This is a genomic window from Gemmiger formicilis, assembly GCF_024462815.1.
In the GTDB taxonomy this organism is placed as follows: Bacteria; Bacillota; Clostridia; order Oscillospirales; family Ruminococcaceae; genus Gemmiger.
In genome coordinates this window covers 27,475-52,705 of the sequence record NZ_JANGCG010000005.1, presented here as the reverse complement: position 1 = coordinate 52,705, position 25,231 = coordinate 27,475, and the positions used below count along the sequence as shown (strand labels likewise).

General features: G+C 59.6%; 24 protein-coding genes. 7 read left to right on the top strand and 17 right to left on the bottom strand.

What is annotated here, in order from left to right:
- Positions 1 to 8: 8 nt before the first annotated feature.
- Positions 9 to 1,622, bottom strand: a complete 1,614-nt coding sequence (locus NE623_RS06040) for a peptide chain release factor 3 (RefSeq protein WP_256271946.1) — start codon at positions 1,620 to 1,622, stop codon at positions 9 to 11.
- A 442-nt stretch (positions 1,623 to 2,064) separates the two neighbouring features.
- Here NE623_RS06040 and NE623_RS06035 point away from each other — a divergent pair, with 442 nt between their 5' ends.
- A complete protein-coding gene (locus NE623_RS06035) occupies positions 2,065 to 2,763 on the top strand; it encodes a M23 family metallopeptidase (protein ID WP_256271947.1) in 699 nt (232 codons plus the stop codon).
- 195 nt (positions 2,764 to 2,958) lie between these two features.
- On the opposite strand, the gene NE623_RS06030 is transcribed toward NE623_RS06035, so the two are convergent.
- The 5 genes from NE623_RS06030 to NE623_RS06010 form a co-directional block, all read right to left on the bottom strand.
- The gene (locus tag NE623_RS06030) at positions 2,959 to 4,821 is read right to left on the bottom strand and encodes a heavy metal translocating P-type ATPase (protein ID WP_256271948.1); all 1,863 of its coding nucleotides are present in this window, start codon (positions 4,819 to 4,821) and stop codon (positions 2,959 to 2,961) included.
- A gap of 72 nt (positions 4,822 to 4,893) precedes the next feature.
- A complete protein-coding gene (locus NE623_RS06025) occupies positions 4,894 to 5,109 on the bottom strand; it encodes a cation transporter (protein ID WP_256271949.1) in 216 nt (71 codons plus the stop codon).
- 57 nt (positions 5,110 to 5,166) lie between these two features.
- Positions 5,167 to 5,523: an ArsR/SmtB family transcription factor gene (locus NE623_RS06020; RefSeq protein ID WP_256271950.1), complete on the bottom strand. Its 357-nt coding sequence runs from the start codon at positions 5,521 to 5,523 to the stop codon at positions 5,167 to 5,169.
- Positions 5,524 to 5,818: 295 nt separating this feature from the next.
- Positions 5,819 to 6,172 carry a hypothetical protein gene (locus NE623_RS06015; protein ID WP_256271951.1) on the bottom strand — a complete coding sequence of 118 codons (354 nt, stop codon included), beginning with the start codon at positions 6,170 to 6,172 and terminating at the stop codon, positions 5,819 to 5,821.
- 23 nt (positions 6,173 to 6,195) lie between these two features.
- Positions 6,196 to 7,524, bottom strand: coding sequence for a uracil-xanthine permease family protein (locus NE623_RS06010; protein ID WP_256271952.1), 1,329 nt, complete (start codon positions 7,522 to 7,524; stop codon positions 6,196 to 6,198).
- 264 nt (positions 7,525 to 7,788) lie between these two features.
- Between NE623_RS06010 and NE623_RS06005 the strand changes: the two genes are divergently transcribed.
- On the top strand, positions 7,789 to 8,190 hold the full coding sequence (locus NE623_RS06005) for a thioesterase family protein (RefSeq protein WP_256271953.1): 402 nt from the start codon (positions 7,789 to 7,791) through the stop codon (positions 8,188 to 8,190).
- 5 nt (positions 8,191 to 8,195) lie between these two features.
- On the opposite strand, the gene NE623_RS06000 is transcribed toward NE623_RS06005, so the two are convergent.
- Positions 8,196 to 8,399 carry a hypothetical protein gene (locus NE623_RS06000; protein ID WP_256271954.1) on the bottom strand — a complete coding sequence of 68 codons (204 nt, stop codon included), beginning with the start codon at positions 8,397 to 8,399 and terminating at the stop codon, positions 8,196 to 8,198.
- 233 nt (positions 8,400 to 8,632) lie between these two features.
- Between NE623_RS06000 and NE623_RS05995 the strand changes: the two genes are divergently transcribed.
- Together NE623_RS05995 and NE623_RS05990 are read left to right on the top strand one after the other, a co-directional pair.
- Complete coding sequence (locus NE623_RS05995) at positions 8,633 to 9,637, top strand: nucleoid-associated protein (protein ID WP_256271955.1); 1,005 nt, start codon at positions 8,633 to 8,635, stop codon at positions 9,635 to 9,637.
- Positions 9,638 to 9,667: 30 nt separating this feature from the next.
- Positions 9,668 to 11,026: an MATE family efflux transporter gene (locus NE623_RS05990; protein ID WP_256271956.1), complete on the top strand. Its 1,359-nt coding sequence runs from the start codon at positions 9,668 to 9,670 to the stop codon at positions 11,024 to 11,026.
- A 116-nt stretch (positions 11,027 to 11,142) separates the two neighbouring features.
- On the opposite strand, the gene NE623_RS05985 is transcribed toward NE623_RS05990, so the two are convergent.
- The gene (locus NE623_RS05985) at positions 11,143 to 11,994 is read right to left on the bottom strand and encodes a class I SAM-dependent methyltransferase (RefSeq protein WP_256271957.1); all 852 of its coding nucleotides are present in this window, start codon (positions 11,992 to 11,994) and stop codon (positions 11,143 to 11,145) included.
- A 260-nt stretch (positions 11,995 to 12,254) separates the two neighbouring features.
- On the opposite strand from NE623_RS05985, the gene NE623_RS05980 reads away from it, so the two are divergent.
- Positions 12,255 to 13,718, top strand: a complete 1,464-nt coding sequence (locus tag NE623_RS05980) for a S1C family serine protease (protein WP_256271958.1) — start codon at positions 12,255 to 12,257, stop codon at positions 13,716 to 13,718.
- A 196-nt stretch (positions 13,719 to 13,914) separates the two neighbouring features.
- On the opposite strand, the gene NE623_RS05975 is transcribed toward NE623_RS05980, so the two are convergent.
- The 5 genes from NE623_RS05975 to NE623_RS05955 all read right to left on the bottom strand — a co-directional run bounded on the left by NE623_RS05975 (position 13,915) and on the right by NE623_RS05955 (position 17,806).
- Positions 13,915 to 15,255, bottom strand: a complete 1,341-nt coding sequence (locus NE623_RS05975; RefSeq protein WP_256271959.1) for an MATE family efflux transporter — start codon at positions 15,253 to 15,255, stop codon at positions 13,915 to 13,917.
- A gap of 138 nt (positions 15,256 to 15,393) precedes the next feature.
- Positions 15,394 to 15,750 (bottom strand): stage V sporulation protein AE, encoded by a 357-nt coding sequence (spoVAE, locus tag NE623_RS05970; protein WP_256271960.1) that lies wholly within the window; start codon positions 15,748 to 15,750, stop codon positions 15,394 to 15,396.
- On the bottom strand, positions 15,747 to 16,757 hold the full coding sequence (locus NE623_RS05965) for a stage V sporulation protein AD (protein WP_256271961.1): 1,011 nt from the start codon (positions 16,755 to 16,757) through the stop codon (positions 15,747 to 15,749). The genes spoVAE and NE623_RS05965 overlap by 4 nt, the downstream gene beginning before the upstream one ends.
- A 3-nt stretch (positions 16,758 to 16,760) precedes the next feature.
- Positions 16,761 to 17,204: a SpoVA/SpoVAEb family sporulation membrane protein gene (locus NE623_RS05960; RefSeq protein WP_256271962.1), complete on the bottom strand. Its 444-nt coding sequence runs from the start codon at positions 17,202 to 17,204 to the stop codon at positions 16,761 to 16,763.
- Between the two features lie 32 nt (positions 17,205 to 17,236).
- Positions 17,237 to 17,806: a GNAT family N-acetyltransferase gene (locus NE623_RS05955; RefSeq protein ID WP_256271963.1), complete on the bottom strand. Its 570-nt coding sequence runs from the start codon at positions 17,804 to 17,806 to the stop codon at positions 17,237 to 17,239.
- A 129-nt stretch (positions 17,807 to 17,935) separates the two neighbouring features.
- Here NE623_RS05955 and prmA point away from each other — a divergent pair, with 129 nt between their 5' ends.
- Together prmA and NE623_RS05945 are read left to right on the top strand one after the other, a co-directional pair.
- Positions 17,936 to 18,856, top strand: a complete 921-nt coding sequence (gene prmA / locus NE623_RS05950; protein ID WP_256271964.1) for a 50S ribosomal protein L11 methyltransferase — start codon at positions 17,936 to 17,938, stop codon at positions 18,854 to 18,856.
- A 3-nt stretch (positions 18,857 to 18,859) separates the two neighbouring features.
- A complete protein-coding gene (locus NE623_RS05945) occupies positions 18,860 to 19,588 on the top strand; it encodes an RsmE family RNA methyltransferase (RefSeq protein WP_256271965.1) in 729 nt (242 codons plus the stop codon).
- A gap of 164 nt (positions 19,589 to 19,752) precedes the next feature.
- Here the strand turns inward: NE623_RS05945 and NE623_RS05940 are convergent, their stop codons facing one another.
- The 4 genes from NE623_RS05940 to NE623_RS05925 all read right to left on the bottom strand — a co-directional run bounded on the left by NE623_RS05940 (position 19,753) and on the right by NE623_RS05925 (position 25,087).
- The gene (locus NE623_RS05940) at positions 19,753 to 20,781 is read right to left on the bottom strand and encodes an A/G-specific adenine glycosylase (protein WP_256271966.1); all 1,029 of its coding nucleotides are present in this window, start codon (positions 20,779 to 20,781) and stop codon (positions 19,753 to 19,755) included.
- Positions 20,781 to 22,166: an asparagine--tRNA ligase gene (gene asnS / locus NE623_RS05935; RefSeq protein WP_256271967.1), complete on the bottom strand. Its 1,386-nt coding sequence runs from the start codon at positions 22,164 to 22,166 to the stop codon at positions 20,781 to 20,783. Before asnS ends, NE623_RS05940 begins: the two co-directional genes overlap by 1 nt.
- A 224-nt stretch (positions 22,167 to 22,390) precedes the next feature.
- Positions 22,391 to 23,494, bottom strand: a complete 1,104-nt coding sequence (spoIIP, locus tag NE623_RS05930; RefSeq protein WP_256271968.1) for a stage II sporulation protein P — start codon at positions 23,492 to 23,494, stop codon at positions 22,391 to 22,393.
- A 438-nt stretch (positions 23,495 to 23,932) separates the two neighbouring features.
- Complete coding sequence (locus NE623_RS05925) at positions 23,933 to 25,087, bottom strand: IS30 family transposase (RefSeq protein WP_256271969.1); 1,155 nt, start codon at positions 25,085 to 25,087, stop codon at positions 23,933 to 23,935.
- Positions 25,088 to 25,231 lie beyond the last annotated feature (144 nt).

The following is a 25,231-nucleotide window of genomic DNA, read 5'->3' as shown; positions in this document are numbered from 1 at the left end:
AGCCTCCCTCAGAACGTCAGGTTGCCGAACTCGGAGAGCTTGAGCGTCTCGTTATGCTGCTCGGCCCAGTTGATGCTCCACGGGCTGCCGAACAGCAGCAGCGGGTTGCCCTTCATATCCTCAATGGCGCGGGTGTCGCTGGTCAGGTCAAGGTGCTTGATGTCCAGCTCATCCGGGTCATTCTGAATCCAGCGCAGATGCTCATACGGCAGGGACTGCATACGGATGTCCACATTGTACTCGTTTTTCAGGCGGTACTCCAGCACTTCCAGCTGCAGCACGCCGACCACGCCGACAATGACCTCCTCCATGCCGGAGCCAAGGTCGCGGAAAATCTGGATTGCACCCTCCTGGGCAATCTGCTCCATACCCTTGACGAACTGCTTGCGTTTCATCGTGTCCACCTGGGTCACGCGGGCAAAATGCTCCGGCGCAAAGGTGGGGATGCCCGCAAACTGCACGTGCTTCTTGCCGGTGCAGAGGGTATCGCCGATGGAGAACACACCCGGGTCAAACAGGCCGATAATATCGCCCGCATAGGCCTCGCTGACAATGGCGCGGTCGTCGGCCATCAGGCTGGTGCCGGTGGCGAGCTTGATATTCTTGCCCTCCTGCACGTGGAAGGCCTCCATACCGCGCTCAAACTTGCCGGAGCAGATGCGCAGGAACGCAATGCGGTCGCGGTGATTCTTGTTCATATTGGCCTGAATCTTGAAGATGAAACCGCTGAATTGGTCACTGCATGGCTCCACCAGCTCACCGCTCTGGGCGTCCTTGCGGGGCAGGGGGGTGGGGGTCAGGCGCAGAAACTCCTTTAGGAATGGCTCCACGCCAAAGTTGGTCAGCGCCGAGCCGAAGAACACCGGGCTCAGCTCGCCATGCTGCACGGCGTCCAAGTCAAATTCCTCCGCCGCGCCGTCCAGCAGCTCAATGTCCTCGGCCAGCTTGGCGTGGTTGGCGGCACCAATCAGGTCATCCAGCCGGGCATCACCCAGCTCAGCCTCGACCTCCTCGACCTTCTTGACGCCGTTGGCACGGCCGTCACTCTCGAAGGCCAGCACGCGCTTGGCGTTGCGGTCATACACACCCTTGAAATCCTTGCCGCAGCTGATGGGCCAGTTCATCGGGTAGGTCTTGATACCGAGAATCTCCTCAATGTTCTCCATCAGCTCAAAGGGGTCGCGGGCCTCGCGGTCCATCTTGTTGATGAAGGTGAAGATAGGGATATGACGCAGGGTGCAGACCTTGAACAGCTTGATGGTCTGGGCCTCAACGCCCTTGGCGGCGTCAATGACCATGACGGCAGAGTCCGCCGCCATCAGGGTGCGGTAGGTATCCTCACTGAAGTCCTGGTGGCCGGGGGTATCCAGAATGTTGATGCACTTGCCTTGATAGTTGAACTGCAGGACGGAGGACGTGACGGAAATACCGCGCTGCTTTTCAATGTCCATCCAGTCCGAGACCGCGTGCTTAGCGCTCTGCTTGCCTTTGACGGAGCCAGCCGTCTGGATGGCCCCACCGTACAGCAGGAGCTTTTCGGTCAGTGTTGTCTTACCGGCGTCCGGGTGCGAGATAATCGCAAATGTGCGCCGGGATTCAATTTCTTCGCGCAATGATGCCATGATAACTCCCTTGTTTTTGATAAGGCAACGCCGCATAATTCTAAGTGCCGATGCAGCGAGCGAGAAGTACAAGCTGCTAAGCAAAAAGCGCAGATAATACTGGATGTATTATCGAGCATTTTTGCAACGCAGATTGTGCTTCGCAGCCGCGGCAGCGGTGCTTAAGCCGTCAGGCGGGAATTGTGCGGTGCTGCCATAACAGAATAAGTAGATAAGAGATGCGTTGGCGTTACATCGGGGCACACTCCTCTATAATAATCCAATAACATATAATACACGCTTTTGCGCGGAAATGCAACGAAAATTTTTGCAGCCAGCTTGCAACAGTCTGTATTATTCTTTTGTATTATACAATTTGTATTTCATTTGTTGTGTATAAAGTGCCCACACGTGCCCAAACTAGCGGTATACACAATATTTTCATAAGAAAAGGATGGGAAGCATGAACCATATCAAGCAGTTTTTCAAGGAAAAGGGGCTGTATCTGTTCTGTCTGGCCATGGTGTTTGCCGCCACCGCGGCGGGGATTCTGGCGCTGCGCACCATAGTGAACAACGTGGCCGACCTGACGCGCATCCGCAAAGAGGCCCTGCAGAACGATACCACGTGGACCCAGCCGGATGCCGCCATTGACAAGCCTGCACAGGACGTGCCCAAGCCGACCCAGACCCCCGCCGCCACCGAGAAGCCTGCGGCCACCGACGCCCCCACACCCGCCGCGGCGCAGACTGCCCCGCCGCAGCAGGCGACAAAGCCCGGCATCTGGGACGCCAAGCCGCTGACCGGGTACAGCGGCGACGAGCTTATCTACAGCGCCACACTGGGCGACTGGCGCACCCACAACGGTGCAGACTACGCCGCCCCGGCAGGGGAGAGTGTGCATCCCGCCAAGGCAGGGCGGATTGTCGCGGTGAGTGAGGACGCGCTGTGGGGCAACGTGGTGGAAATTATGGACGCCGACGGCGTTATCTGGCGCTACTGCGGCCTGCGTGCGGCCACCGTCAAGATTGGGGATGATGTAACCACCGCCGACACTCTGGGCACCTCGGGCAGCATCCCCGCCGAGGCCAGCGGGGAAAGCCACCTGCACCTTGAATGTAGCAGGAATGGGGCTTATCTCGACCCGGAGAGCCTGCTGTAAACGCACATGCGGGCTGACCCCTTCCGGCCCTGCGGGGCCACCTTCCCCGGAGGGGAAGGCTTTGGGGCTCTTGTAGGGAGGGGTCTTGCCCCCTCCGCGTTTCCGGCGAACAACCGCTATCGGATAGACATCCCGGCAGAAACAAAAATCGGGCGTGTACGGCAGGTTCCGCACACGCCCTTTATTATGCCTTGTTTACTGGTATTCCTTCACGCTCAGCATCCGGGTGGCGTTCAGGACGGCCAGAATCATAACGCCGACGTCGGCAAAGACGCCCCACCACATATTCGTGATGCCCAGCGCCGTCAGAATCAGGCAGAGCGCCTTGACGGCCAGCGCAAAGACGATGTTCTGGTAGGCAATGCGCATACACTTGCCGGAAATCCGCATGGCAAGGCTAATTTTTGCCGGGTCATCGTCCATCAGCACAATGTCGGCGGCCTCAATGGCGGCGTCAGAGCCCAGCGCACCCATCGCAATGCCGATATCGGCACGCATCAGCACCGGCGCATCGTTGATGCCATCGCCCACAAAGGCCAACTGCTTTTTCTCCGGCTTCTGGGCCAGCAGCTTCTCGACCCAGTCCACCTTGTCCGCGGGCAGCAGTCCGGCGTGAACCTCGTCAATGCCAAGGTCCTTCGCCACGGCTTCGGCCACGGCGGGGGTGTCGCCGGTCAGCATAACGGTGCGCACGCCCTGCGCCTGCAGGCCCTGCATGGCGGCCTTTGCGGTGGGCTTCTCCTCATCGGAAATCAGGATAGAGCCGAGGAACTGTCCCTCACGGGCTACATAGACGATGGTGCCCGCGCCCTCGGCGGCAGTGTAGGCCACGCCCTCGCTCTCCATCAGGCGGGCGTTGCCGGCCAGCACGGTATGACCGTCCACCAGCGTCTTGACGCCGTGACCGGCGATTTCCTGCGCATCCGAGGCGCGGCGGGCGTCCAGCCCAGGGCAGGCCTCGCGCAGGCTCTTGCTGATGGGATGGCTGGAGAAGCTCTCCGCCAGGGCGGCGCTTTCCAGCAGCTCGGTCTCGGTCACGCCGTCCGCCGGGACAGCTTTGGTGACCTTGAAAACGCCCTTCGTCAGGGTGCCGGTCTTGTCAAACACGGCAACACCGGTCTTGGAGAGGGCCTCCAGATAGTTTCCGCCCTTGACGAGGATACCGCACTTGGACGCGCCGCCGATGCCGCCGAAGAAGGTGAGGGGAATCGAGATGACCAGCGCGCAGGGGCAGCTGATAACCAGGAAGGTCAGTGCGCGCATAATCCAGTCGAGCCAGCCGCCCAGGAACAGCGGTGGCACAATGGCCAGCACCAGCGCGCCGATGCAGACGGCGGGGGTGTAGTAGCGGGCAAATTTGGTGATAAAGTTCTCGATGGGAGACTTCTTCAAGCTGGAATTTTCCACCAGATCGAGGATTTTTGCCACCGTAGACTGACCGTACAGCGTAGTGGTTTTTACGCGCAGCACGCTGTCGGCGTTCACGCAGCCGCTGATGACCTCATCGCCGGGGCGCACGGTGCGCGGGCGGCTCTCGCCGGTCAGGGCAGCGGTATTCAGCGTGGATTCACCGGAGAGCACCACGCCGTCCAGCGGGATTTTCTCGCCGGGCTTGACCACAATCGTCGAGCCGATGGCTACATCATCGGGGTCAACCACCGTCACGGTGCCGTCCTCGGCCTCCAGATTGGCGCTGTCGGGGCGGATGTCCATCAGCGCCGAAATGCTGGCGCGGCTTTTGCCGACCGCGTAGGACTGGAACAGCTCGCCAATCTGGTAGAACAGCATAACGGCCACGCCCTCGGTGTACTCGCCGCAGGCCATAGCGCCCACCGTGGCAACCGCCATCAGGAAGTTTTCGTCAAAGATTTCGCGGCTCTTGATGCCCATAAGCGCCTTGCGCAGCACGTCATGGCCAATGACCAGATAGGGCACAAGCCACAGCACCAGCTGCACAAACCACGGCAGCGGCACAAAGTGGAACAGCAGTGCCAACACCACCATAAGCGCCGCCGCAATGATAATGCGCTTCAGCGTCTTTTTTTGTTTCTTTGTCATGGATATAACCTCCATTTTGGGTATAAAAACAGCCCATCGCCGGGATGGGCCGCTTGGGCGTTTTACCTGTGCTTACAGCTCAATCTCGAAATCGGGCTCGACCTTCTTGGCGGCCTTGATGGCGTCCTTCAGCACGGCGTCAAACTTGTCGTCATCGGCCTCCAGCAGCATTTTCTGGGCCATAAAGCTGACGCTGGCGTTTTTGACGCCGGGCAGAGCCTTGACGGCGGTCTCAATTTTAGCGGCGCAGTTGGCGCAATCCACTTCAATTTTAAATTTCTTCTGCATGGCGGGGTTCTCCTTTTTTATCTGTAAATTTTATAGGCAGCTTGGTTGGAAGTGCGGTTACTCCTCGGTGTGCTCCATGCCCAGCGCAATCATACTGCGGACATGGTCATCGTCCAGTGAGTAGAACATCGCTTTGCCCTCGCGGCGGAACTTGACGAGCTTGCTGGATTTCAGCAGCCGCAGCTGATGGCTGACTGCGCTTTGGGATATACCCACAACCTGCGCAATATCGTTAACACAGAGCTCGCTCTCAAACAGGGCATACAAAATCTTGATGCGCGTTGAATCGCCAAAAACACGAAAGAGCTCAGCAAGGTCATAGAGCACCTCATCATTGGGCAAATCGTCCTGCAAGCGGCGCAGGGCTTCCTCGTCCAGCTGTGCGCTCTCGGGCGTTTTTTCGGCCTCAGCCATCGTCATCATCCTTTCATATGTTCGTTTGTTCATATGATACAGCATATAGTAAGTATTGTCAATAGGGGAATACAAAAAAGTAGCCCCGGGATGCAGGTTCTTGGGCAAATAATAGATAATAAATAATAAATTTGGTGGAGTTTTCGCCCCGCGGGGCGAAAACAAAATGGATTGGACGAGCTGTAGGGGGCGGCGTCCTCAACGCCCCGGCGGGGTTACCCGGTAAAGAGAGTTTGCTGAGAACTCAGCAACAAAAAATCCCCCGGCTGCGGGAAATCCACAGCTGGGGGAGGGGTTAATCGGTGATGGGGGTAAAGCCGGGCTCGCCGGGCAGGATTACGCCGCTGTCGGCCAGCATTTTGTGCATTTCCTCCTCGGGGAAGTCAAAGACAACCTCGCGAATCATGCTCGGCTCATGGACCAGAATCTTCCACGGCACACCGTCTGGCTGCTGCAGGAACAGGATGCCGGAAACGCCGTCCAGACTTTTGACGCCCTCATCCGCCCAGAAGGCGGGGGAGGGGGTGACGAAGTAGTGGTCCACCATTCGCCCGCCCGGGAAGTCGTGCTCAATGACGGCCGGAACCTCGCCCTCTGCCTGCTCTGCCTTGTATTGCAGATGCAGCTTTGTAAAATCGGATGCAGTCATTGCAGCGGTTCCTTCCTTAACTCTTATACGCGCAGGCTGGCGGCCTCGGGCTCGTTGCTGCCCTCGTCAAACTCGTAATCGTTGCCAGGCAGGATGGCGTTCAGCAGGATGCCGGCGATGGCGGCAATGGCCAGACCGGACAGGTTGATATTCACGCCGAACACGGCAAAGGTGACGCCGCCCACCGAGTTGAAGCCCAGTGCGCAGACCAGAATGACGGCGGCGATAATCAGGTTGCGGGAGTTGGTGAAGTCCACCTTATTCTCCACAACGTTGCGCACGCCGATGGCGGAAATCATACCGTACAGCACAAAGCTGATGCCGCCCACGATACCGGCGGGAATCGTGTTGATGATGGCCTCAAACTTGGGGCAGAAGCTCAGGATCATGGCAAAGACTGCCGCAATGCGAATGACCAGCGGGTCGTAGATCTTGGTCAGGGCCAGAACGCCGGTGTTCTCGCCGTAGGTGGTGTTGGCGGGGCCGCCCAGCAGGCCGGCCATCGCGGTGGCAAGGCCGTCGCCCAGCAGGGTCTTGTTCAGGCCCGGGTCGCGGATGTAGTTTTTGCCGGTGGTGGCGCTGATGGCGGCAATATCGCCGATGTGCTCCATCATGGTCGCCAGCGCAATGGGCACGATGGTGAACACCGCGCTGATAAAGGTCTCGCTGCCGTCCATGGCGAACAGACCCATAGAGTCCTTGTGGAGGGGGATGCCGAACCAGGCTGCCTCGCCGATGGCCTGGAAGTCGATGGCGCCGGTCAGCAGAGCAACCGCGTAGGCAACCAGCACACCGATGAGGATGGGCAGAATCTTAACCATGCCCTTGCCCCAGATGTTGCAGATGATAACGGTTGCCAGTGCCACAAAGGCCAGCAGCCAGTTGGACTGGCAGTTGGAGATGGCGCTCGGGGCCAGGATCAGGCCGATGGCAATAATAATGGGGCCGGTAACGACCGGCGGGAAGAAGCGCATCATTTTACGGATGCCGAACGCGGAGATCAGCGCGCTGAACACCACGTAGACCAGACCGGAAAGCGCCACAGCCGCGCAGGCGTAGGGCAGATTCTCCGGGTTGGCGCCGCCGTTGGTCACGATGGTAAAGCCGCCCAGGTAGGCAAAGCTGGAGCCCAGGAATGCAGGAACCTTGCCCTTGCACAAAAAGTGGAACAGCAGCGTGCCCAGACCGGCGCACAGCAGCGTGGTGCTGACGCTCAGGCCGGTCAGCAGAGGCACCAGCACGGTTGCGCCAAACATGGCGAACATATGCTGTGCACCCAGAATCAGCATCTTGGGCGTGCCCAGCTGTTTGGCATCATAGATGCCCTTCGAGTAGTCGATTTTCTCTGCCATAAATATATCCTCCTCTATAATGGCCGAAAAAAAGGGAGACTGTCTGTTTTTGCTTAAACACTACAGCCTCCTTGTTTATCCCTTACAGTATAGCGGAATTGTAACGAAAGTGCAAGAGTAGGATGAATAAAAAATAGAAAAGCGGCAAAAAAAGTAGAAATAGAAAAGTATTTCTGCACAGTGCTTTCTTTTCTGTATACCCTTCTCACTTTCCCGCGGATGTGCTATTATATAAATAAAGTCCAAAACGCCAGAGTAGGAGAAATGTCTATGCTAACCCCCGGCATCCACGGGCACGCCGCACTGCGTGTCACCACCGAAAACACCGCCAACGCTCTCGGCAGCGGAGAGCTGCCTGTGCTGGCCACCCCCGCCGTGGCTGCGCTGATTGAAAAAACCTGCTGGCAGTCCATTGCCGCTGAGCTGGAGCTGGACCAGAGCACCGTCGGCACGGCGCTGACGCTGGCCCACACCGCGCCCACCCCAGTGGGTATGGTTGTGCAGTGCGACTGCACGCTGACCGCCGTGGAGGACCGGCGTCTGCGCTTTACCGCCCGCGTCTATGACGATGTGACCGAGGTTGCCTCCGCCACCCATGAGCGCTACATCGTGGACAAGGAGCGCTTCACCAGCAAGGCAAACAGCAAGCTGACGGCAGGGGAGTAAACCTGTCAGGTAGTGGCCTCCTGCCGCCAGTGTACAAGCTCCTGCACGGTCTGGTCGGTTTCCACCCAGCCCTCCTGTGCATCGGCATGGGCATCGGGGGCATAGCGCTGCATTGTGCCGGGGCTGCGGCCCTCCAGATATTCCTGCACCTGTTTCTGGCGGCTGGGCACTGTGCGGCTGAGCAGCACATTCTTGTCTTTTTTGTTCAATTTTATCACCTCTTGTCTATTCTGCCCGGTGCAGGCCCTACCCAAACATGGCAAATTGTGGTATACTTATAAAATTGCCGTCATAAAAAGTGGGGCAGGCGTTGCACCGGCTGCGGGTTTACGGCATATGCCGCAGACTTGCGGGCCGCATATATGCGGCCCCTACAGTGCATCCGGGGATGGGCTGCCACTATCCCGCCACGCCTCTACAACTATCTGTCAGGAGTAATTCTATGGAAGTCAAAATCAATCAGGTTGTGCTGCATCTGCTCGACCCCGGCGCGTCCGAGCCGGTGCTGTCTGACCGCGCCATGGATATGGACGCCGACCTGTACGAATACTACACCGCCACGCTGGAGCGTGCCTTTGCCAGTGATGAGGTCAAGAACTGCCGGTTCCTGCCCGACTCCGCCTTTGCGCAGGAGATGGCGCAGAACAACGATTTCATCGACCTGTCCCGCCGCATTGCGGGCGTTATCTTTGAGCAGATGATTCAGTATCAGTCCATCCCGGCGGGCGATCTGGCCGTGGTGGACTTCATCGCGGACGGCGTGCCGTTCTACGGCGTACTCAAGCTCAACTACCGCCCCGGCTACACCCACCACACCGAGTTGCTGGGCAACGGCCGGTTCAGCAGCATGGTGCCCCAGCGCACCCTGCTGCCCGGCACCCCCAAGGCGGACGAAGCAGCCCTCATCGACCGTGCCAACGGCACCGTGCGCCTTATCGAGAAGAAGTTCACGCTGGACGACAAGAAGGACTTTTATCTGTCCACCCGGGTGTTCGGCTGCACCGAGGCCCTGCAGGAAAAGGCCAAGCTGAAGGCCGTCTGCGAGACCGCCGTGGCCGCTGTGAAGGAGGCCTACCCCGAGCCGGAGGCGCTGGACGATGTGCCCCCATTTGACGGCGGCACCGAGACCGCCGTGGAACTGCTGGTGCGCAATCAGGCCGTGGACAACCAGATTGCCGTGGAGGATGTGCGCCAGCGCATCCGGGAGAATTTCCCCCTAGCTGCGCCGAAATTTGAGGAAGCGTTGGCCGAGACCGGCGTGCAGGAGACCGACCGCGTGACCGTGACCCCGGCCCGCATCAAAAAGCTGGAAAGCCGCAGCTTCAAGACCGAATCCGGCATTGAAATCAAAATTCCCGCAGAGCTTTGCAGCAGCGATGACGCCGTGGAGTTCATCCACTCCGCAACTGGCGGGCTGAGCCTGCTGATTAAAGATGTGCTGGTATAATCAGAATTTGTTGTATAGAGAAAGCAGAAAATGGAAGAAAAACACAAAACAACCCTGACCCAAGGCAGTGTCGCCAAGGGTATGCTGCTGTTTGCGCTGCCGATTTTCGTCAGCAACCTGTTCCAGCAGTTGTATAATGCGGCCGACTCGCTCATTGTCGGCAACTTTCTGGGCGGCGAGGCATTGGCCGCCGTCGGTTCATCCGGCAGTCTGATATTTTTGCTCACCGGCTTTGTCAACGGCGTATCGCTGGGCGCGGGCGTTGTTGTGGCGCGGTATTTTGGTGCCAAGGATTGGGCGCGGATGCGCCGCACCATCCACACCACCGTGGCGCTGGGCCTTGTCGCGGGCGTGGTGCTTACCGTTGTGGGCGTGCTGCTCACGCCGCAGATTCTGCGCTGGATGGGCACGCCCGCGGATGTGCTTGTCAACTCGGTGGCGTATTTCCGTATGTATTTTATGGGCTCGATTGCCGTTGTTATGTACAACGTAGGTGCGAGTATTCTGCAATCTGTCGGTGACAGCAAGAGCCCCATGCGGTACCTGATTACCGCGTCCATCATCAACATTATTCTGGACTTAGTGCTTGTCGGCTGGCTGCGCATGGGCGTGGCCGCAGCAGCGTTTGCCACGATTGCCTCCCAGACCGTCAGTGCCATTCTGGCCTTTGCCAAGCTGATGCGCAGTCAGGAGGCGTGGGCCGTCCGCTGGCAGGAAATCCGGTTTGACAGCCCCTCGCTCAAGGCCGTCATTATGCAGGGCCTGCCGTCCGGCGTGCAGAACTCGGTCATTTCGATTGCCAACGTCATTGTGCAGTCCAACATCAACGCCTTTGGCGCGCAGGCCATGGCGGGCTGCGGTGCTTACAGCAAGGTAGAGGGCTTTGCCTTCCTGCCGGTGACCTGCTTCTCGATGGCGCTGGCCACCTTTGTCAGCCAGAACGTGGGCGCAGGCCAACCCGACCGCGTGAGAAAGGGTATGAAATTCGGCTGCCTGTGCTCGGTGCTGATGGCCGAGGTTGTGGGCGTGAGCATCTGCCTTGCCTCGCCGTGGCTGATTGGCGCGTTCAGCCGTGAGCCGGATGTGATTGCCTTCGGCGTGCAGCAGGCCCACACGGCGGCGCTGTTCTACTGCCTGCTGGCGTTCAGCCACTGCTGCGCCGGCATCCTGCGCGGGCTGGGCCGCCCGGTTGTGCCGATGATGGTCATGCTGATGGTCTGGTGTGCGCTGCGCATCACCTACATCACCATCACGCTGCACTTCATCCACAAAATCGGCGTTGTGTTCTGGGCCTACCCGCTGACATGGAGTATCTCGTCCGTGCTGTTTGCCTGGTACATTCTGCACTGCCCGATTCCCAAAATCGGCGGCGGCGCACCGGAGGTATAAGGGGGAAGGCATTGGGTTGCTGACTGATGAGGGGAAACCTTCCCCGCGTTGCCCATTTAATAATGCACAAAAAATCCGTATCAACGGCTCAAAACCGCGATACGGATTTTTTCTACCTATTTCTTGATGACAAAGCACGGCAGGGGTGCGGTGTCGGCCCAGTTGGCAAACTCACAGACCAGCACGGTGTACGTTGTCAGCGGCAGGCTTTTGAAAAATGCCAGCGCGGCCTTTTTCTCTGCATCACCGATGATTTTTCCGCTGTAGAGCACTGCGGCCAGCACGCCGCCGGGGCGCAGTGCCTCCAGCGCCGCACGCAGGGCGGGCACACTGCCGTCCGCGGTGGAATGCACCGCGTGCTCTGCGCCGGGCAGCCAGCCGAAGTTGAACAGCACGCAGTCCGCCGTGCCCGGCTTCAACACCTCGGCAAGGCGGGCGTGGTCGTGCACCATAGCGCGGCCCACCGCCCCATACCCGGCGGCCGCCAGCCGGGCGTTTGTGTTATCCACCGCCTGCTGTTGAATATCCAGCCCCAGCACGCGGCCTGTGGGCCCGGCCAGCTCACACAAAAACTGCGTGTCATGGCCGTTCCCGCAGGTGGCATCCACATACAGTCCGCCCGGGGCCAGCCGCGCCGCCAGAAATTCGTGGCAGAGCTGCACGGCGGACAAATCCGGCACGCGGCGGCGCACCAGCTGGGCACCATCCGCGGCAAAATCAAACTTTTCTGCCAGTGCCGCGTCAGCCGCATCGCAGGGCAGGGGAGCCGTGAACCGCGTGGCCTGCTTGGGGTCAAGCCCACCGCCGCGGCGCAGGATTTCTTTCAGCAGATAGCTGCCGTAGCCCCGCCCGCGCCACTGCGGCGCAATCTCAAATTGCCGAATTGCCTGACCGTCCAGCACTGCCGTGCCGATGGCCTCCTGCTCTTTATATAAGGTATACTGTCCGTTTTCTTCGATAATGCGCATATCAACTCATCGTGTTTGTGTTCAGGTCATAGTGCAGCACGTCATCCCACTTGCGGCGGATGACGATCTGTGCGGTCAGCGCCGTGTCATCGTACACCAGCGACCAGATGTATAGTTTTCATTGTATTTATAGTATAATCATAGCATAATTTGTTGCTCCGTGCAACTATTCATTTCACACACTTTTCACTCTCTGACGAAACCTATTTCACAATTAGCCTGTATACTGTAGGCATAGAAAGCGAAAGGAGACGACCGATATGAGCAGCGAATACGATTACTCAGGTCTCTATAACAATACATCCGGCGGCGGGCAGAACCCGCCCCAGCAGAATAACCCCCAGCCTGCACAGCCGCAGCAATCGGCACAGGCCCCGCAGCAACCCGCGCAGGACAATGCCTACCCCAACGTAGGCTCCAGCGGCGCCAACACGGCCAACACCGCCCGCACTGATTATTCCACCGGCTACGGCAGTGCCAACCCGAACCCGCAGCAGGACAATAGCGGCTACACCAGCAGCTTCAGCGGCGGCAACGGCGGCAATAACGGCGGCTACAATGGCTACAGCTATTCCAGCGCCCCGCAGCAGCCCCCTGTGCCCCAGAAGAAGAAGCCCAACAAAGTGCTTCTGCGCGTGCTGGCCTGTGTTGGCGTGGCCGCGCTGGGCCTCGGCGGCGGTCTGGGCGGCGCTGTGGTTGCCAGCCGTACCGGACTGACCGGCAATCAGGTGGTTGTGCAGCAGGTGCAGCGCAGCACCGGTGCCACCGCCGCAGGCAGCACGGACGGCACCAGCATGAGCGTGCAGCAGATTGCCTCGGTGGTTTCGCCCAGCGTTGTGGCCATCACCACCGAGCAGATGAGCAGCAGCCAGACCTGGTTCGGCGGCTATTATGTGCAGAGCGGCGCAGGCTCTGGCGTTATCATCAGCCAGGATGGCTACATCCTGACCTGCGCCCACGTTGTCAGCGGTGCCACCAGCGTCAAGGTCCAGCTGAACGGCAGCGATGAGTCCTACGATGCCACCGTTGTCGGGCAGGATCCCACCTCGGACGTGGCCGTGCTGAAGATTGACGCCACCGGCCTGACCCCGGCGGTCATTGGTGACAGTGACGCGCTGGCCGTGGGCGAGGTGGCCGTGGCAGTCGGCAACCCGCTGGGCACGCTGTCCAACACCGTCACGGACGGCATTGTCAGCGCGCTGAACCGTCAGGTTACCGTGCAGAACAACGATATGACGCTGATTCAGACCGATGCTTCCATCAGCCCGGGCAACTCCGGCGGCGGTCTGTTCAACGGCAACGGTGAGCTGATCGGCATTGTCAACGCCAAGAGCAGCTACAGCGAGGCCGAGGGCATCGGCTTTGCCATCCCCATCAACACCGCGATGGAAATTGGCCAGCAGCTGATTGAAAGCGGCGCTGTGGCACGCCCCGCACTGGGCATCAAGATTCTGGACGTGACGGATTCCCAGACCGCACAGCAGCTGGGTGTCACCACGATGGGCGTCTATGTGGTCGAGGTCACCAAGGGCAGCGGCGCAGAGGCCGCCGGTGTGCAGGTGGGTGACCGCGTGCTGGCCGTGGATGATACCGCCGTCAGCGACAGCTCCGCGCTGAAGAATTACCTGAAGGACAAGGCCATTGGCGACAAGGTCAACCTGCAGGTCGAGCGTGAGGGCAAGGTGCTGACGCTGGAAGTCACCCTGAGCTCCAGCGTTTCCTGACATAAAAATACAGCGGGCAGTGGACGATTGCAGTCCACTGCCCGCTTTTGTTTGTGGTGTAAAGTTCCGGTAAACGTCAGCTTCCGGCAAGGTTGGCCCTCATCCGGCGCTACGCGCCACCTTCTCCCGCAGGAGAAGGCTTCCCCTGCGGGGGAAGCTGTCAGCGGCCCCGACCGCTGACTGATGAGGGCCAGCCTTACCCCCGCAGCTCAAACAGCGTTTTGCGGCGGAGCCAATAATACCCAAGGCCTGCGGCGTCGGCAAGGAACCAGCCGATGGGCACACTCCACCAGATGCCCACCACGCCGATAGCGGGCAAAGCCGAGAGCGCATACGCCAGCACCACGCGGGTGCCCAGCGAGATGACCGTCAGCACCACCGACATACCGGGCCGCCCCACAGCGCGGTAGAGCCCGTACAGCAAAAACAGCCAACCGATGCCGAGATAGAACGCACCCTCGATGTGCAGATACCGCACACCCTCGGCAACCACTGCCGTCTCGTCAGCGTCAATAAAAATCCGCATCAGCGGCGCAGCAAAGGCGTACACCACGCAGCTGACCGCCACGCTGAACACCGCCGCTGCGGCAAACGCGCCGCGCATACCCTGCTTCAGGCGGTCTTTTTCCTGTGCGCCGTAGTTCTGCGCCAGAAAAATGGAGAACGCATTGCCAAAATCCTGCACCGGCAGATACGCAAAGGCGTCAATTTTTACCGCTGCCGCAAAGGCTGCCATCACGATTGTGCCAAAGCTGTTGACCAGCCCCTGCACGGTCAGAATCCCAAGGTTCATAACCGACTGCTGCACACAGGTCAGCGCCGAGAAGGACGCAATCTCCTTCACGCGGGCGGGGCGCAGCTTAGCGCGGCAGGCTTCGCGCAGCAGCGGGAAGCCGCACCAGGTGTACACCGCAATGCCAACGCCGGAGACGTACTGCGCCAGCACCGTGGCTGCGGCAGCGCCCGCCACGCCCCAGTCCAGCCCGCAGACGAACCAGAGGTCAAGGGCAATGTTCAGCCCGGCCGACACGCCCAGAAACACCAGCGGCACTACCGAGTTGCCCAGCGCCCGCAGCAGCGAGGCGAAATAATTATAGAGAAATGTTGCCGCCAGCCCCACAAACACAATGCGCAGATAGCTGCGCATCATCCTGTCCAGCTCCGCCGGGATGTGCAAAAAACACAGAATGCCGTCAAAGCCGATATACACCGCCGCCGTCAGCACCGCCGTGACCGCCGCCAGCAGCACAAAGCTGGCGAGGACGCCTTCTTTCAGCGCTGCATCGTCTTTCTGGCCGAATTTTATCGAGAACACCGTCCCGCTGCCCATCGCCAACCCCAGCAGAATTGAGGTTAGGAAGGTCATGAGCGTGAACGCCGAGCCGACCGCGGCCAGTGCCCCGGTGCCGATGAACCGCCCCACAATCAGGGTATCAGCAATATTGTAGCATTGCTGCAGCAAATCGCCCAGAATCATCGGCACGGCAAATCGCAGCATGGTCGGCATAACCGGCCCCCGCGTCAGTTGTTTTTGCATGGAAACGCCCCTTTGTTGTTCTTACACCACGTACAGTATAGAACAAACCTAGGGAAATGTCAAAATGCTGGCGGCAAAATGGACGGCGGGGTGGGGTCACCCCGCCCTACAGGTGAACCGGCAACGACGTTCATACGCTCAGTTCTGGTCGCGACTTTTTCCCACGGCTGCGGCCAGCACGCCGAAAATCAGACTGGCCGCAATGCCGCCGCTGGCGGCTGTCAGCCCACCGGTGAACGCGCCGGGCAGGCCGCAGCTGTCCACAGCGTTCTGCACGCCCTGCGCCAGCAGATGCCCGAATCCCAGCAGCGGCACGCTGGCCCCCGCCCCGGCAAGGTCCACCAGCGGCTTGTACAGCCCCACTGCGCTTAAAATCACCCCGGCCACCACGTAGCCGGTCAGGACTCTGGCAGGGGAGAGCTTGGTGTAGTCAATCAGTAGCTGGCCAACCACGCAGATAGCGCCGCCCACCACAAACGCCCAGACGTAATTCATTGTGCACCTCCCAGCTCCACACAGTGGGCGATGCCGGGGATGCTCTCGCCCTGCAAAAAAGTTGTCTGGCTCATCAGGGCGCCAGTGGCCACAAACAGCACCCGGCGCAGCTGCCCTGCCGCCAGCATTGGCAGAATCTTACAGCACAGCACGGCGGCGCTGCACCCAGCCCCGCTGCCGCCCGCCTGCACATTCTGCCCGGCCGTGTCATACAAAAGGCAGCCGCAGTCCTTGTGGTTGTCCAGCGGCAGGCCCTCTTGGGCCATCTGCTCGCGCAGCAGGGCTGTGCCGACCTCGCCCAAGTCGCCGGTAAAAATGGCGTCAAAGTCCTTGGGGCTTGTCCCGGACGCGGCGAAATAGTGCAGCAGCGTGGAGGCCGCCGCGGGCATCATCGCTGCGCCCATATTGTTGATGTCATGCACCGCGTAGTCCTGCACGCGGCCGAACGTCACCGACCGCACCGGCACACCGATACCGTGCGCCCGCACCAGACAGGCCCCCGCAGCGGTGGCGGTCCACTGGGCTGTGGGCGTGCGCTTGGCACCGTATTCCAGCGGCGTGCGGAACTGACGTTCCGCCGCGCAGAAATGGCTGCTGGTCAGCGCCAGAACGCGCTCAGCCATACCGGTCGCCGCAAACACAGCCGCAAGGGCCAGCGTTTCCGCCATCGTGCTGCACGCGCCGTACACCCCGGCAAAGGGGATGCCCAGTTCGCGCATCGTGTAGTTGCTGGCCGTGCACTGGGCCTGCAAATCCCCCGCAAAGGCAATATCTACTTTACTGCGCGGAATATCCGCCTTGCGCAGGCAGAGCTCCACCGCCCTGCGCTGCAACAGGCTCTCGGCCTGTTCCCAGTTTTCACAGCCCTGCTCGGCAAAGCCGGCGTCCTGCGTCAGAAAGTCAAACGCGGAGGCCAGCGGGCCCTCGCTCTCCTTTTTGCCGCCTGCCGCCGCCCACGCGCCCACCACAGGCGGCTGTTCAAACAGCAGTGTGTCACCCCTGCGCATCCGTCACCCCACCTTTCCCAGCAGCCAGTAAAGCACGCCCCACACAAAGCTGGCCAGTGTGCCATAGGCAATCACCGGCCCGGCAATGCCGAAAATCTTTGCCCCCACGCCGGTTATCCAGCCCTCGGCCTTGAACTCAATGGCCGGGCTGACCACCGAATTGGCAAACCCGGTGATGGGCACCAGCGTGCCTGCGCCTGCCTTGGCCGCCAGCTTCTGGTACCAGCCGGGCAGGGTACAGAGCGCGGCCAGAAAAATCAGCGCAATGCTGGTCAGCGTGCCCGCCAGCGTTTTGTCATACCAAATCAGGAACAGCTGGCGCAGCCCCTCGCCCAATGTGCAGATAGCCCCGCCCACGCAGAATGCCCACGCGCAGTCCCGCACCACCGGCGAGGGCGGCGATGCCCGGCCAATCATCTCATCATATCGTCTGGGGTCCAGTTTCACAGGTCATACCTCCCTTTTGAGGTAGTATTGACCTAGCTGCCGTAAAATATGACCTGCCCACGATAATAGGGGTGCGGCACCATCACGCGGTAGAGCGCCCGCAGCTCCTTACAGAGCTGTGCATCGGGCACGGTGCCGCCGCACGGCAGCGAGAGCACCGTGTACCGTGTGCCGAACACCCGGCTTTCCAGCGCTGTGGCCCGCGCCCCGGCCCGCAGATAAAACCCGATGCGCCGCCGCGCCGCGTCCGGGTCGGGGGCCTCGGTGGGGTGTTCGCACTCCAGCAGCAAATCCTGCACCCGCATAGCGCAGTATTCCTTGACCAGCTGCAGCGCTGCTGTGCCCACACCGCCGCCCCGCAGGTCATACCGCACGGCAAAGTAGTCGAGCAGCGCCGTGCGCTGGGCGGGCAGCACCACCAGCCACGCATAGGCCAGCCGCGTTCCGGTGTCATCGGTCAGAAGCAGCGGTTCATACACCCCCGCGTCCAGCAGGCGCTGTATCTCCGAAAACGGCTTCAGCTCCGCCGCCGGGAAGTCCCGCGGCAGGGCCGTGCGGTAGAGTTCCTCACATTCAGCATGGGTAATGCGCTGGATTTGCATAGCGATTTCTCCTTTCCGGATTGAATTGCGTGGGAAAATACTGTATAATAGAAAAAAATGGGTAAATGTCACATTTCCCGGGCGGATATAGAATTCGCCCGCAAACCATTTATAGAAGGAGCCACCCATATGGAATGGACTGACATCAGCATTACCGTTGCCAAGCGCGACGCCGACACCGCCGAGGCTATCGCAACCATGGTTGCGAACGGCGGCATTTATATCGAGGATTACAGCGACCTGGAACAGCAGGCGTGGGAGATTGCCCACGTCGACCTGATTGAGCAGGATTTGCTGGATAAACCGCGTGACATCGTCATTGTGCATATGTATCTTGCACCGGACGAGAACCCTGCCGAGGTGCTGCCCCTGTTTGAGGAGCGCCTGAAAAGCAGCGGCATCGACTACCAGCTGAACACCACCGGCGTTGAGCAGGAGGACTGGCAGAACGCCTGGAAGAAGTACTACCACGCGATGGACATCGGCCAGCGTCTGGCCATCGTCCCCGGGTGGGAGGAGTATGACACCGACCGCATCAAGATTATCATGGACCCCGGCATGGCCTTCGGCACCGGCACGCACGAGACCACCTCTCTCTGCCTTGAAACGCTGGACAGCCTTGTCAAGGGCGGGGAGCGCGTGCTGGACATCGGCACCGGCTCCGGCATTCTGGCCATCGCCGCGCTGAAGCTGGGCGCAGCCAGTGCCGAGGGCGTGGACATTGACCCGATGTGTGTGCGCACCGCGGGTGAGAACGCCGAGCGCAACGGTGTGGCCGAAAACTTCAAGGTGCTTGTCGGCGATTTGTCCGACAAGGCCAGCGGCCAGTACAACATCATCACGGCCAACATCGTGGCGGCGGCTATCCTGTCTCTTGCCCCGCACGTGCCGGTGCTGATGGCGCCCGGTGCACGGTTCATCGCCAGCGGCATCATTGACGAGCGCCGCGAGGAGGTCATTACCGGCCTGAAGGCCGCGGGTCTGGAGCCGGTCGAGGTCAAGGAGAAGCGCGGCTGGGTCTGCATCATCTGCGAGAAGAAAGAGGCGTAAACCATGCCGCATCGTTATTTTACGCGGGAGCTGGCCGACGGCCGCGCCGCGCTGACCGGCAGCGACGCCCATCATCTGGCGGACGTTATGCGCACCCGCTTGGGCGAGGAGGTTGTGCTCTGCGGGCCCGATGGGCTGGAATACCTCGGCACGGTCACTGCCATTCAGCCCGGCCGGGTGGAGTTCACCGTAACTGACGGCACCACCAGCAAGGCCGAGCCGGACTGCGCCGTGACACTGTTTGCGGGCTACCCCAAGCAGGGCAAGCTGGAGGAGGTCATCCGCCACAGCGTGGAGCTGGGCGTGACCGAGGTTGTGCCGTTCTTCAGCCGCTACTGTGTAGCCTCCCCCAAAAAAGAGGACGCCAAGAACGAGCGCTACAACCGCATTGCCGCCGAGGCCGCCAAGCAGGCAGGCCGTGCCATGCTGCCGCACGTTGCCATGCCGCTGAATGATTTTGCCGCCGTCTGCGCGGAGTTCAGCAAGTTTGACGCTGTTCTGTATTTTTATGAGGGCGGCGGTACTTCCCTGCGGGAGGTACTGCACCCCGGCCAGTACAAGCGCCTTGCCATCGTGACCGGCAGCGAGGGCGGCTTCTCGGTTGAGGAGGCTGCCGCCGCCAAGGCCGCCGGTGCAATCACCGTAGGTCTTGGCCCGCGGATTCTGCGCTGTGAGACCGCGCCGCTGGCCGCCCTGACCGCCGCCATGCTGCTGACCGGCAATCTGGAATAACCGCAAGCCATACTATGTAAAAACAAGCAGGAGCGTCACCCTTGGGTAAGGGAAACGCTCCTGTTTTTTATGATTGCTGCACTGTAGGGGCGGATTCCATATCCGCCCGCGGTTCCGGGAAACGACATCTATCGGGACGCCGCTCCCTACAATTCCGCCGCCAGTTACCGCCCCTTCACATACGCACCGAATGCGTTCGGCACGGGGTAAACCTCGGCCAGCTGGGCGGGGGCGGCCCAGACATAGCCGTCGGGCAGGGGGCAGGCCGGTGCGGTGCCGCGCCAGCCGACAAGCTCCCAGATTTTGTGCGTAAATACGTGCTTTGCCGGAGGCAGCGGCTCATCCAGCGCTGCCTGCACACCCAGATTCGCCAGCGCCGCAGTCAGTTCCTCGCGGGTCAGGCTTTTCTCCCACGCCGCAGGCTGCCAGAGTCCGGCCAGCAGGCCGCGGGCAGGGCGGCGCTGCAAAAGCAGGCCGGCCTCGCTCTCAATCAGAGCCACCGTCACCGGCACGCGGGCCTTCGCCTTGGGTGCAGGCTTCACCGGCAGCTCCGCCGCACGGCCCGCCGCATATCCCTGGCAGAGCCCCACCAGCGGGCACTCGCCGCAGCGCGGGGTGCCGGGCACGCATACCAGCGCGCCGAGCTCCATCAAAGCCTCGTTGTACGGCCCGGGTGTGGCCTTGGGCATCTGGTCAAGCACCCGCACGGTAAAGGCCTTTTTGGTCGCCGGGGTCATCACATCGGCGTCATCGTTGCAGAGCCGCGCAAAGACGCGCAGGACATTGCCATCCACAGCGGGCGCGGGGATGCCGAAGGCGATACTGGCAATCGCCCCCGCGGTGTAGTCCCCGATGCCCGGCAGGCTGCGCAGGGCGTCATAATCGGCGGGCAGCTCACCGCCGTACTGCTCGCAGACAATGCGGGCCGCCTTCTGCATATTATTGACGCGGTTGTAGTAGCCAAGGCCCTGCCACAGCTTGCGCAAAGCGTCCGGTTCACAGGCCGCCAGCGCTGCAGGGTCCGGCAATGCCGCGATAAAACGTTCATAATAGGGGATAGCCGCCGCTACGCGGGTCTGCTGCAGCATAATTTCGCTGACCCAGATATGGTACGCAGAAGGCTCCTGCCGAAAGGGCAGGAGCCTTTTGTTTGCGTTGAACCATTGCAGCAGCGGTGCCGCAATGGGCTGCATCAGAAGCCTCCGCAGGTGCGGGGGAAGGGGATGACGTCACGGATGTTGGGGATGCCGGTGACGTACATCAGCAGGCGCTCAAAGCCCAGACCGTAACCGGCATGCTTCACGCTGCCGTAACGGCGCAGGTCAAGGTACCAGTCATAGTCAGCGGTGTTTAGGCCCAGCTCCTTCATGCGGGCCTCCAGCACATCCAGACGCTCCTCACGCTGGGAGCCGCCAATCAGCTCACCGATGCCGGGAACAAGCATATCGGCGGCGGCAACCGTCTTGCCGTCCTCGTTCTGGCGCATATAGAACGCCTTGATTTCCTTCGGGTAGTCGGTGACAAAGACCGGCTTCTTGAAAATCTGCTCGGTCAGGTAGCGCTCGTGCTCAGTCTGCAGGTCGGTGCCCCACTCGACCTTGTACTGGAAGTTATCGTTGTTCTTCTTCAGCAGCTCGATGGCGTCGGTGTAGGTCACGCGGGCAAAGTCGGAGTTGGCCACCAGCTCCAGACGCTCAATCAGGCCCTTGTCAAAGAACTGGTTGAAGAAAGCCAGCTCATCGGGGCAGTTATCCAGCAGGAAGCGGATGACATAGCGGGTCATGGCCTCGGCGGTTTCCAGATAGGTGTTCAGGTCGGCAAAGGCCATCTCGGGCTCAATCATCCAGAACTCGGCCGCGTGGCGGGTGTCATAGCTCTTCTCGGCGCGGAAGGTGGGGCCAAAGGTGTAGACATTGCCCAGCGCCATGGCCATAGCCTCGGCCTCCAGCTGGCCGGAAACCGTCAGGTTGACCGGGCGCTTGAAGAAGTCCTTCGTGTAGTCAACGCCGCCCTCGTCATTGCGGGGCACATCGTTGAGGTCCAGCGTTGTGACCTGGAACATCTCGCCGGCACCCTCGCAGTCAGAGCCGGTGAAAATCGGCGTATGCACGTAGGTAAAGCCGCGCTCATGGAAGAACTGGTGCAGGGCAAAGGCCGCCTGACCGCGCACGCGGAACGCCGCGTTGAAGGTGTTGGTGCGCGGGCGCAGATGGGTCATCGTGCGCAGATAGTCCATGCCCATCTTCTTCTTCTGCAGCGGGTAGTCGCCGCCGCAGGGGCCCAGCACGGTGATGGCATCGGCGTTGATTTCAAACGGCTGCTTAGCATTGGGGGTCAGCACCAGCGTGCCGGTGACCTCAAAGCTGGTATACAGGCCGCACTTGGCAATCTCGGCATAGTTGGCGAGCTTGTCAGCCTGAAAAACAATCTGAACAGGCTTATAGCAGCTGCCGTCAGACAGCGAGATAAAGCCGATATTTTTAGAATCGCGCACAGTTTTGGCCCAGCCGCAGACGGTGACCTTGGTGCCGTCTGCAGGGGTGGCCTTGTACAGCGATGCGAGTTCCGTTCTCTGCATGGATAGTCCACTCCTCTTTATACATATGAATATTTTTATTTTAACAGGTATGAAGCAAAAAGTAAAGGGGGTTCCGTGAGTTAGCGGTAAAGCCGCCGGTTCGGCGCTGCGGGGCGTCAGGGACGCCGCTCCCTACGGCCACTCTGCAAGCAGCATATACCGCACAGTTCCGGGGGGGGGTAAGGCCACCCCGCCCTACGGCCAAGCGTGTAATCCATATTGCTTCACCCCAGCACCGCTGCCAGCGCTTCGGCGGCGTGGCGGGCGGCGCAAAGGGCTTCGTCCAGCGTGTTGGCGTGGCCGCCAATCTCAATCAGCAGGCTGCCGGTTGTCAAATCCTGATTGTAAAACCGGTAGCCGCAGAGCACCGGCCGCGTAAGGCCGGGGAAAGCCTTTTCCATTTCGGCTTCCCACGCGGCGGCAAAGCGTAGGTTCAGCCGCCAGTCCGGCAGGGGCACACTGGCGCCGTTATCGCATCCGGCAATAATCATAACCTGCGCGGCGCTCTCGCCGTCCAGCTCACACACCGGCTTGACGCGGGTGCCGTCGCTGTCCTCAATCGCGTCACGGTGGACATCCAGCACTACTTTAATAGAAGGGTACTGCTCCAAATACGCCTGCACACCCGCACGGCTGCGCTTGTAGCTGTCGGTGTAGCCGGGTGCGTCATAGAGGGTGGCGTCATGCAGCGTGTTGATGCCCGCGGCGTTCAGCACCCGCGCCATCTCGGCCCCCACGGCGCACATATTCAGCGCTGTATTCTTGCTGCGGGCCGTGTAGTCCGGGTCAAACACCGGGTCGGGCCAGGTCTGGTAGCTCTCGGTGGCGTGGGTGTGCATAATGAGCAGCTGCGGCTCATCGCTGTTTTTCTCCACGGCAAAGGGCAGGCTCTGGGTGGTTACGGCGGCGCGTAGGTCGGCATCAGGGTGCTCGGTGCTGTTGCGGATGCTGCCCGCCGCCAGCTGCACATACCCGCTGCCGCTGCCCTGCTTCAGCGTCACGGCGCGTATGCGGCCCGCATTTTCCAGCGGGGGCGCGGCACTGGGCAGCGGCGTGGTCGTGGGGGTGGGTGTCGGCGCGGCAGTCGGGGCAGGGGAGGGGCTTGCCGTGGGCTGCGGCGTGGAGCGAGGCTCCGGCTTCTGGGGCTTATAGACGCTCTGCGCGGGCGGGGTCGGCCATGTGAGGGTTGCCGCCGCCGCGGGGTCCTGTGTGTAGAGCGCCGCACGCAGCAGCCACGTGCGCCCGGGGCAGACGGACACTGCCGCCGCACAGCCAGCCAGCACCGCCGCGCACAGGGCGCGCAGCCCCCAGCCAGACAGCTCCCGCATTGGCACACACCCCCTTTCTATCCAGATTTATGCAATTTTTTTGCCCTGTATGAAGTTTTTTCCTAAAGTCAACACCCAAACGGATAATTCAGCAAAGCGCACAAAGGCGGTAGCGGAAAACGCCTAAAGCGGCGTGGGAAACTGTGCAACTTGCACAACGCGAATAGACCGATAAAACAGGCGCTTGAAAAACTGGGCATCTGTTCTATCAGTCTCTTTCGCTCACATTGCGGCTAGGTAAAGTTTGTTTTTCTGTTGGTGAGCGTCTTTTGGGTATCGCCGCGCCAGCGCGGTGATACTCTGTTTTTTTGGTTGCTCTCCACCAGAAAAACTAATAAGGTGTCTCCGACGGATTTAAACGAGCCTAATGCCATGCGCAATGCGTCCGCGTTCGCGGAACTTACGATTAAGGAGGACAGCGGTAAACCGCTGTCTTTTTTAAATTTTAAAGAAATTATAAATTCTATGTTTATCGCTCAAGTTTATTTGTTCTAGCTGTTCTCTGAACAGGTCGTTACTACATCTTCCGTTAAACATTTCGCGCGGGTAGCCGTTTACGAAGTGTTGCGCTTGTGTGGCGTGGTACTGTGTTTTGTGTTTCATGCTCTGACCCTTGGGAAAGTGGCGGCGCAAGAGTTTGTTGTTGTTTTCGTTACTGCCGCGCTCGTATGGGTGTCCGGGATGGCAGTAGAACGCGGGAACGCCCAGCGCGTCAAAGGCGTTTTGATTTGCAAATTCTGAACCGTTGTCTAGGGTGATGGTGAAGAAAATTTTGTTAAAGTCATCTCCGAATGTTTGCTTTAACTGTTGCATTGCTTTTGTAGTGGCATCGGCAGTTTTATCTTCTACCTTAATTACTATTTCTTCTCTAGTCTGGCGTTCTGTCATTACTAGGCAAGATTCGTTTTTACCCTCGGATGTTCCTATAATACTATCTATTTCCCAATGTCCAAAGCTGTCGCGGGTCAATATAACTTTTGAGCGGCGGTCAATACTGCGATGGTTTAAACTCTTTGAACGCATAGTTGATTGTACTTGTTTTTTGCGCTTTTTGCGGTGTCCTACTGGAAGATTTTTATAGGTTGTATGTGGGATTAGACCCTCAGCAATGTAGCGGTACATGGTTTGCTTGGTGACCTTTACGCCGTAGGTGTTGCCGACTTTTTCTATTGCGGCGTAGGGGCTATATCCCATTGATATACACTCGGCTATTGCATTTACATAGTTGTGGTTATTGCCGATTTTCAGACCGTTACTGTGCGCAGTATACTGGTATTCTGCATATCTTTGGGCGGTGCTAGCATCGTAGGTATAATAGAAAATATAGGTTGCACCGTCTAATTGCTGTACTTTTCCCTTTTTCAATTCTCTACTGATGGAAGATTGAGAACAACCTATTTCTTTTGCAATTTCTCTTTGAGAATGTCCAGCTTTATACAGGGCTTGTATTGCTATTCTATCATCTGGTCTAAAATGTCGTCCTTTTGGTCGTGGTTCTACATACATCCTTCTTGTTCTCCTCTCGGTTGGTTCTACTAAAATTTTATTTTTTTTGGTATAAAAGTAAAGGTCGGGGTAGTATTTTTTCAGCATAGACTTGCTCCGCTGCGTCTGTGCTGAAAAAATCTCCACCCCTACCCTTGACTTTTACACCAAAAAAGCGCCGTGCTAGCACGGCGCAAGGAACGATATGCAACTAAAGGGCAAACAAGATATAGCGATAACCGCAACTAGGGG

Coding starts and splice junctions, on each gene's coding strand:
- NE623_RS06040 (WP_256271946.1), bottom strand. CDS start 1,622: ATGGCATCATTGCGCGAAGAAATTGAATCCCGGCGCACATTTGCGATT.
- NE623_RS06035 (WP_256271947.1), top strand. CDS start 2,065: ATGAACCATATCAAGCAGTTTTTCAAGGAAAAGGGGCTGTATCTGTTC.
- NE623_RS06030 (WP_256271948.1), bottom strand. CDS start 4,821: ATGACAAAGAAACAAAAAAAGACGCTGAAGCGCATTATCATTGCGGCG.
- NE623_RS06025 (WP_256271949.1), bottom strand. CDS start 5,109: ATGCAGAAGAAATTTAAAATTGAAGTGGATTGCGCCAACTGCGCCGCT.
- NE623_RS06020 (WP_256271950.1), bottom strand. CDS start 5,523: ATGGCTGAGGCCGAAAAAACGCCCGAGAGCGCACAGCTGGACGAGGAA.
- NE623_RS06015 (WP_256271951.1), bottom strand. CDS start 6,172: ATGACTGCATCCGATTTTACAAAGCTGCATCTGCAATACAAGGCAGAG.
- NE623_RS06010 (WP_256271952.1), bottom strand. CDS start 7,524: ATGGCAGAGAAAATCGACTACTCGAAGGGCATCTATGATGCCAAACAG.
- NE623_RS06005 (WP_256271953.1), top strand. CDS start 7,789: ATGTCTATGCTAACCCCCGGCATCCACGGGCACGCCGCACTGCGTGTC.
- NE623_RS05995 (WP_256271955.1), top strand. CDS start 8,633: ATGGAAGTCAAAATCAATCAGGTTGTGCTGCATCTGCTCGACCCCGGC.
- NE623_RS05990 (WP_256271956.1), top strand. CDS start 9,668: ATGGAAGAAAAACACAAAACAACCCTGACCCAAGGCAGTGTCGCCAAG.
- NE623_RS05985 (WP_256271957.1), bottom strand. CDS start 11,994: ATGCGCATTATCGAAGAAAACGGACAGTATACCTTATATAAAGAGCAG.
- NE623_RS05980 (WP_256271958.1), top strand. CDS start 12,255: ATGAGCAGCGAATACGATTACTCAGGTCTCTATAACAATACATCCGGC.
- NE623_RS05975 (WP_256271959.1), bottom strand. CDS start 15,255: ATGCAAAAACAACTGACGCGGGGGCCGGTTATGCCGACCATGCTGCGA.
- spoVAE (WP_256271960.1), bottom strand. CDS start 15,750: ATGAATTACGTCTGGGCGTTTGTGGTGGGCGGCGCTATCTGCGTGGTT.
- NE623_RS05965 (WP_256271961.1), bottom strand. CDS start 16,757: ATGCGCAGGGGTGACACACTGCTGTTTGAACAGCCGCCTGTGGTGGGC.
- NE623_RS05955 (WP_256271963.1), bottom strand. CDS start 17,806: ATGCAAATCCAGCGCATTACCCATGCTGAATGTGAGGAACTCTACCGC.
- prmA (WP_256271964.1), top strand. CDS start 17,936: ATGGAATGGACTGACATCAGCATTACCGTTGCCAAGCGCGACGCCGAC.
- NE623_RS05945 (WP_256271965.1), top strand. CDS start 18,860: ATGCCGCATCGTTATTTTACGCGGGAGCTGGCCGACGGCCGCGCCGCG.
- NE623_RS05940 (WP_256271966.1), bottom strand. CDS start 20,781: ATGCAGCCCATTGCGGCACCGCTGCTGCAATGGTTCAACGCAAACAAA.
- asnS (WP_256271967.1), bottom strand. CDS start 22,166: ATGCAGAGAACGGAACTCGCATCGCTGTACAAGGCCACCCCTGCAGAC.
- spoIIP (WP_256271968.1), bottom strand. CDS start 23,494: ATGCGGGAGCTGTCTGGCTGGGGGCTGCGCGCCCTGTGCGCGGCGGTG.
- NE623_RS05925 (WP_256271969.1), bottom strand. CDS start 25,087: ATGCTGAAAAAATACTACCCCGACCTTTACTTTTATACCAAAAAAAAT.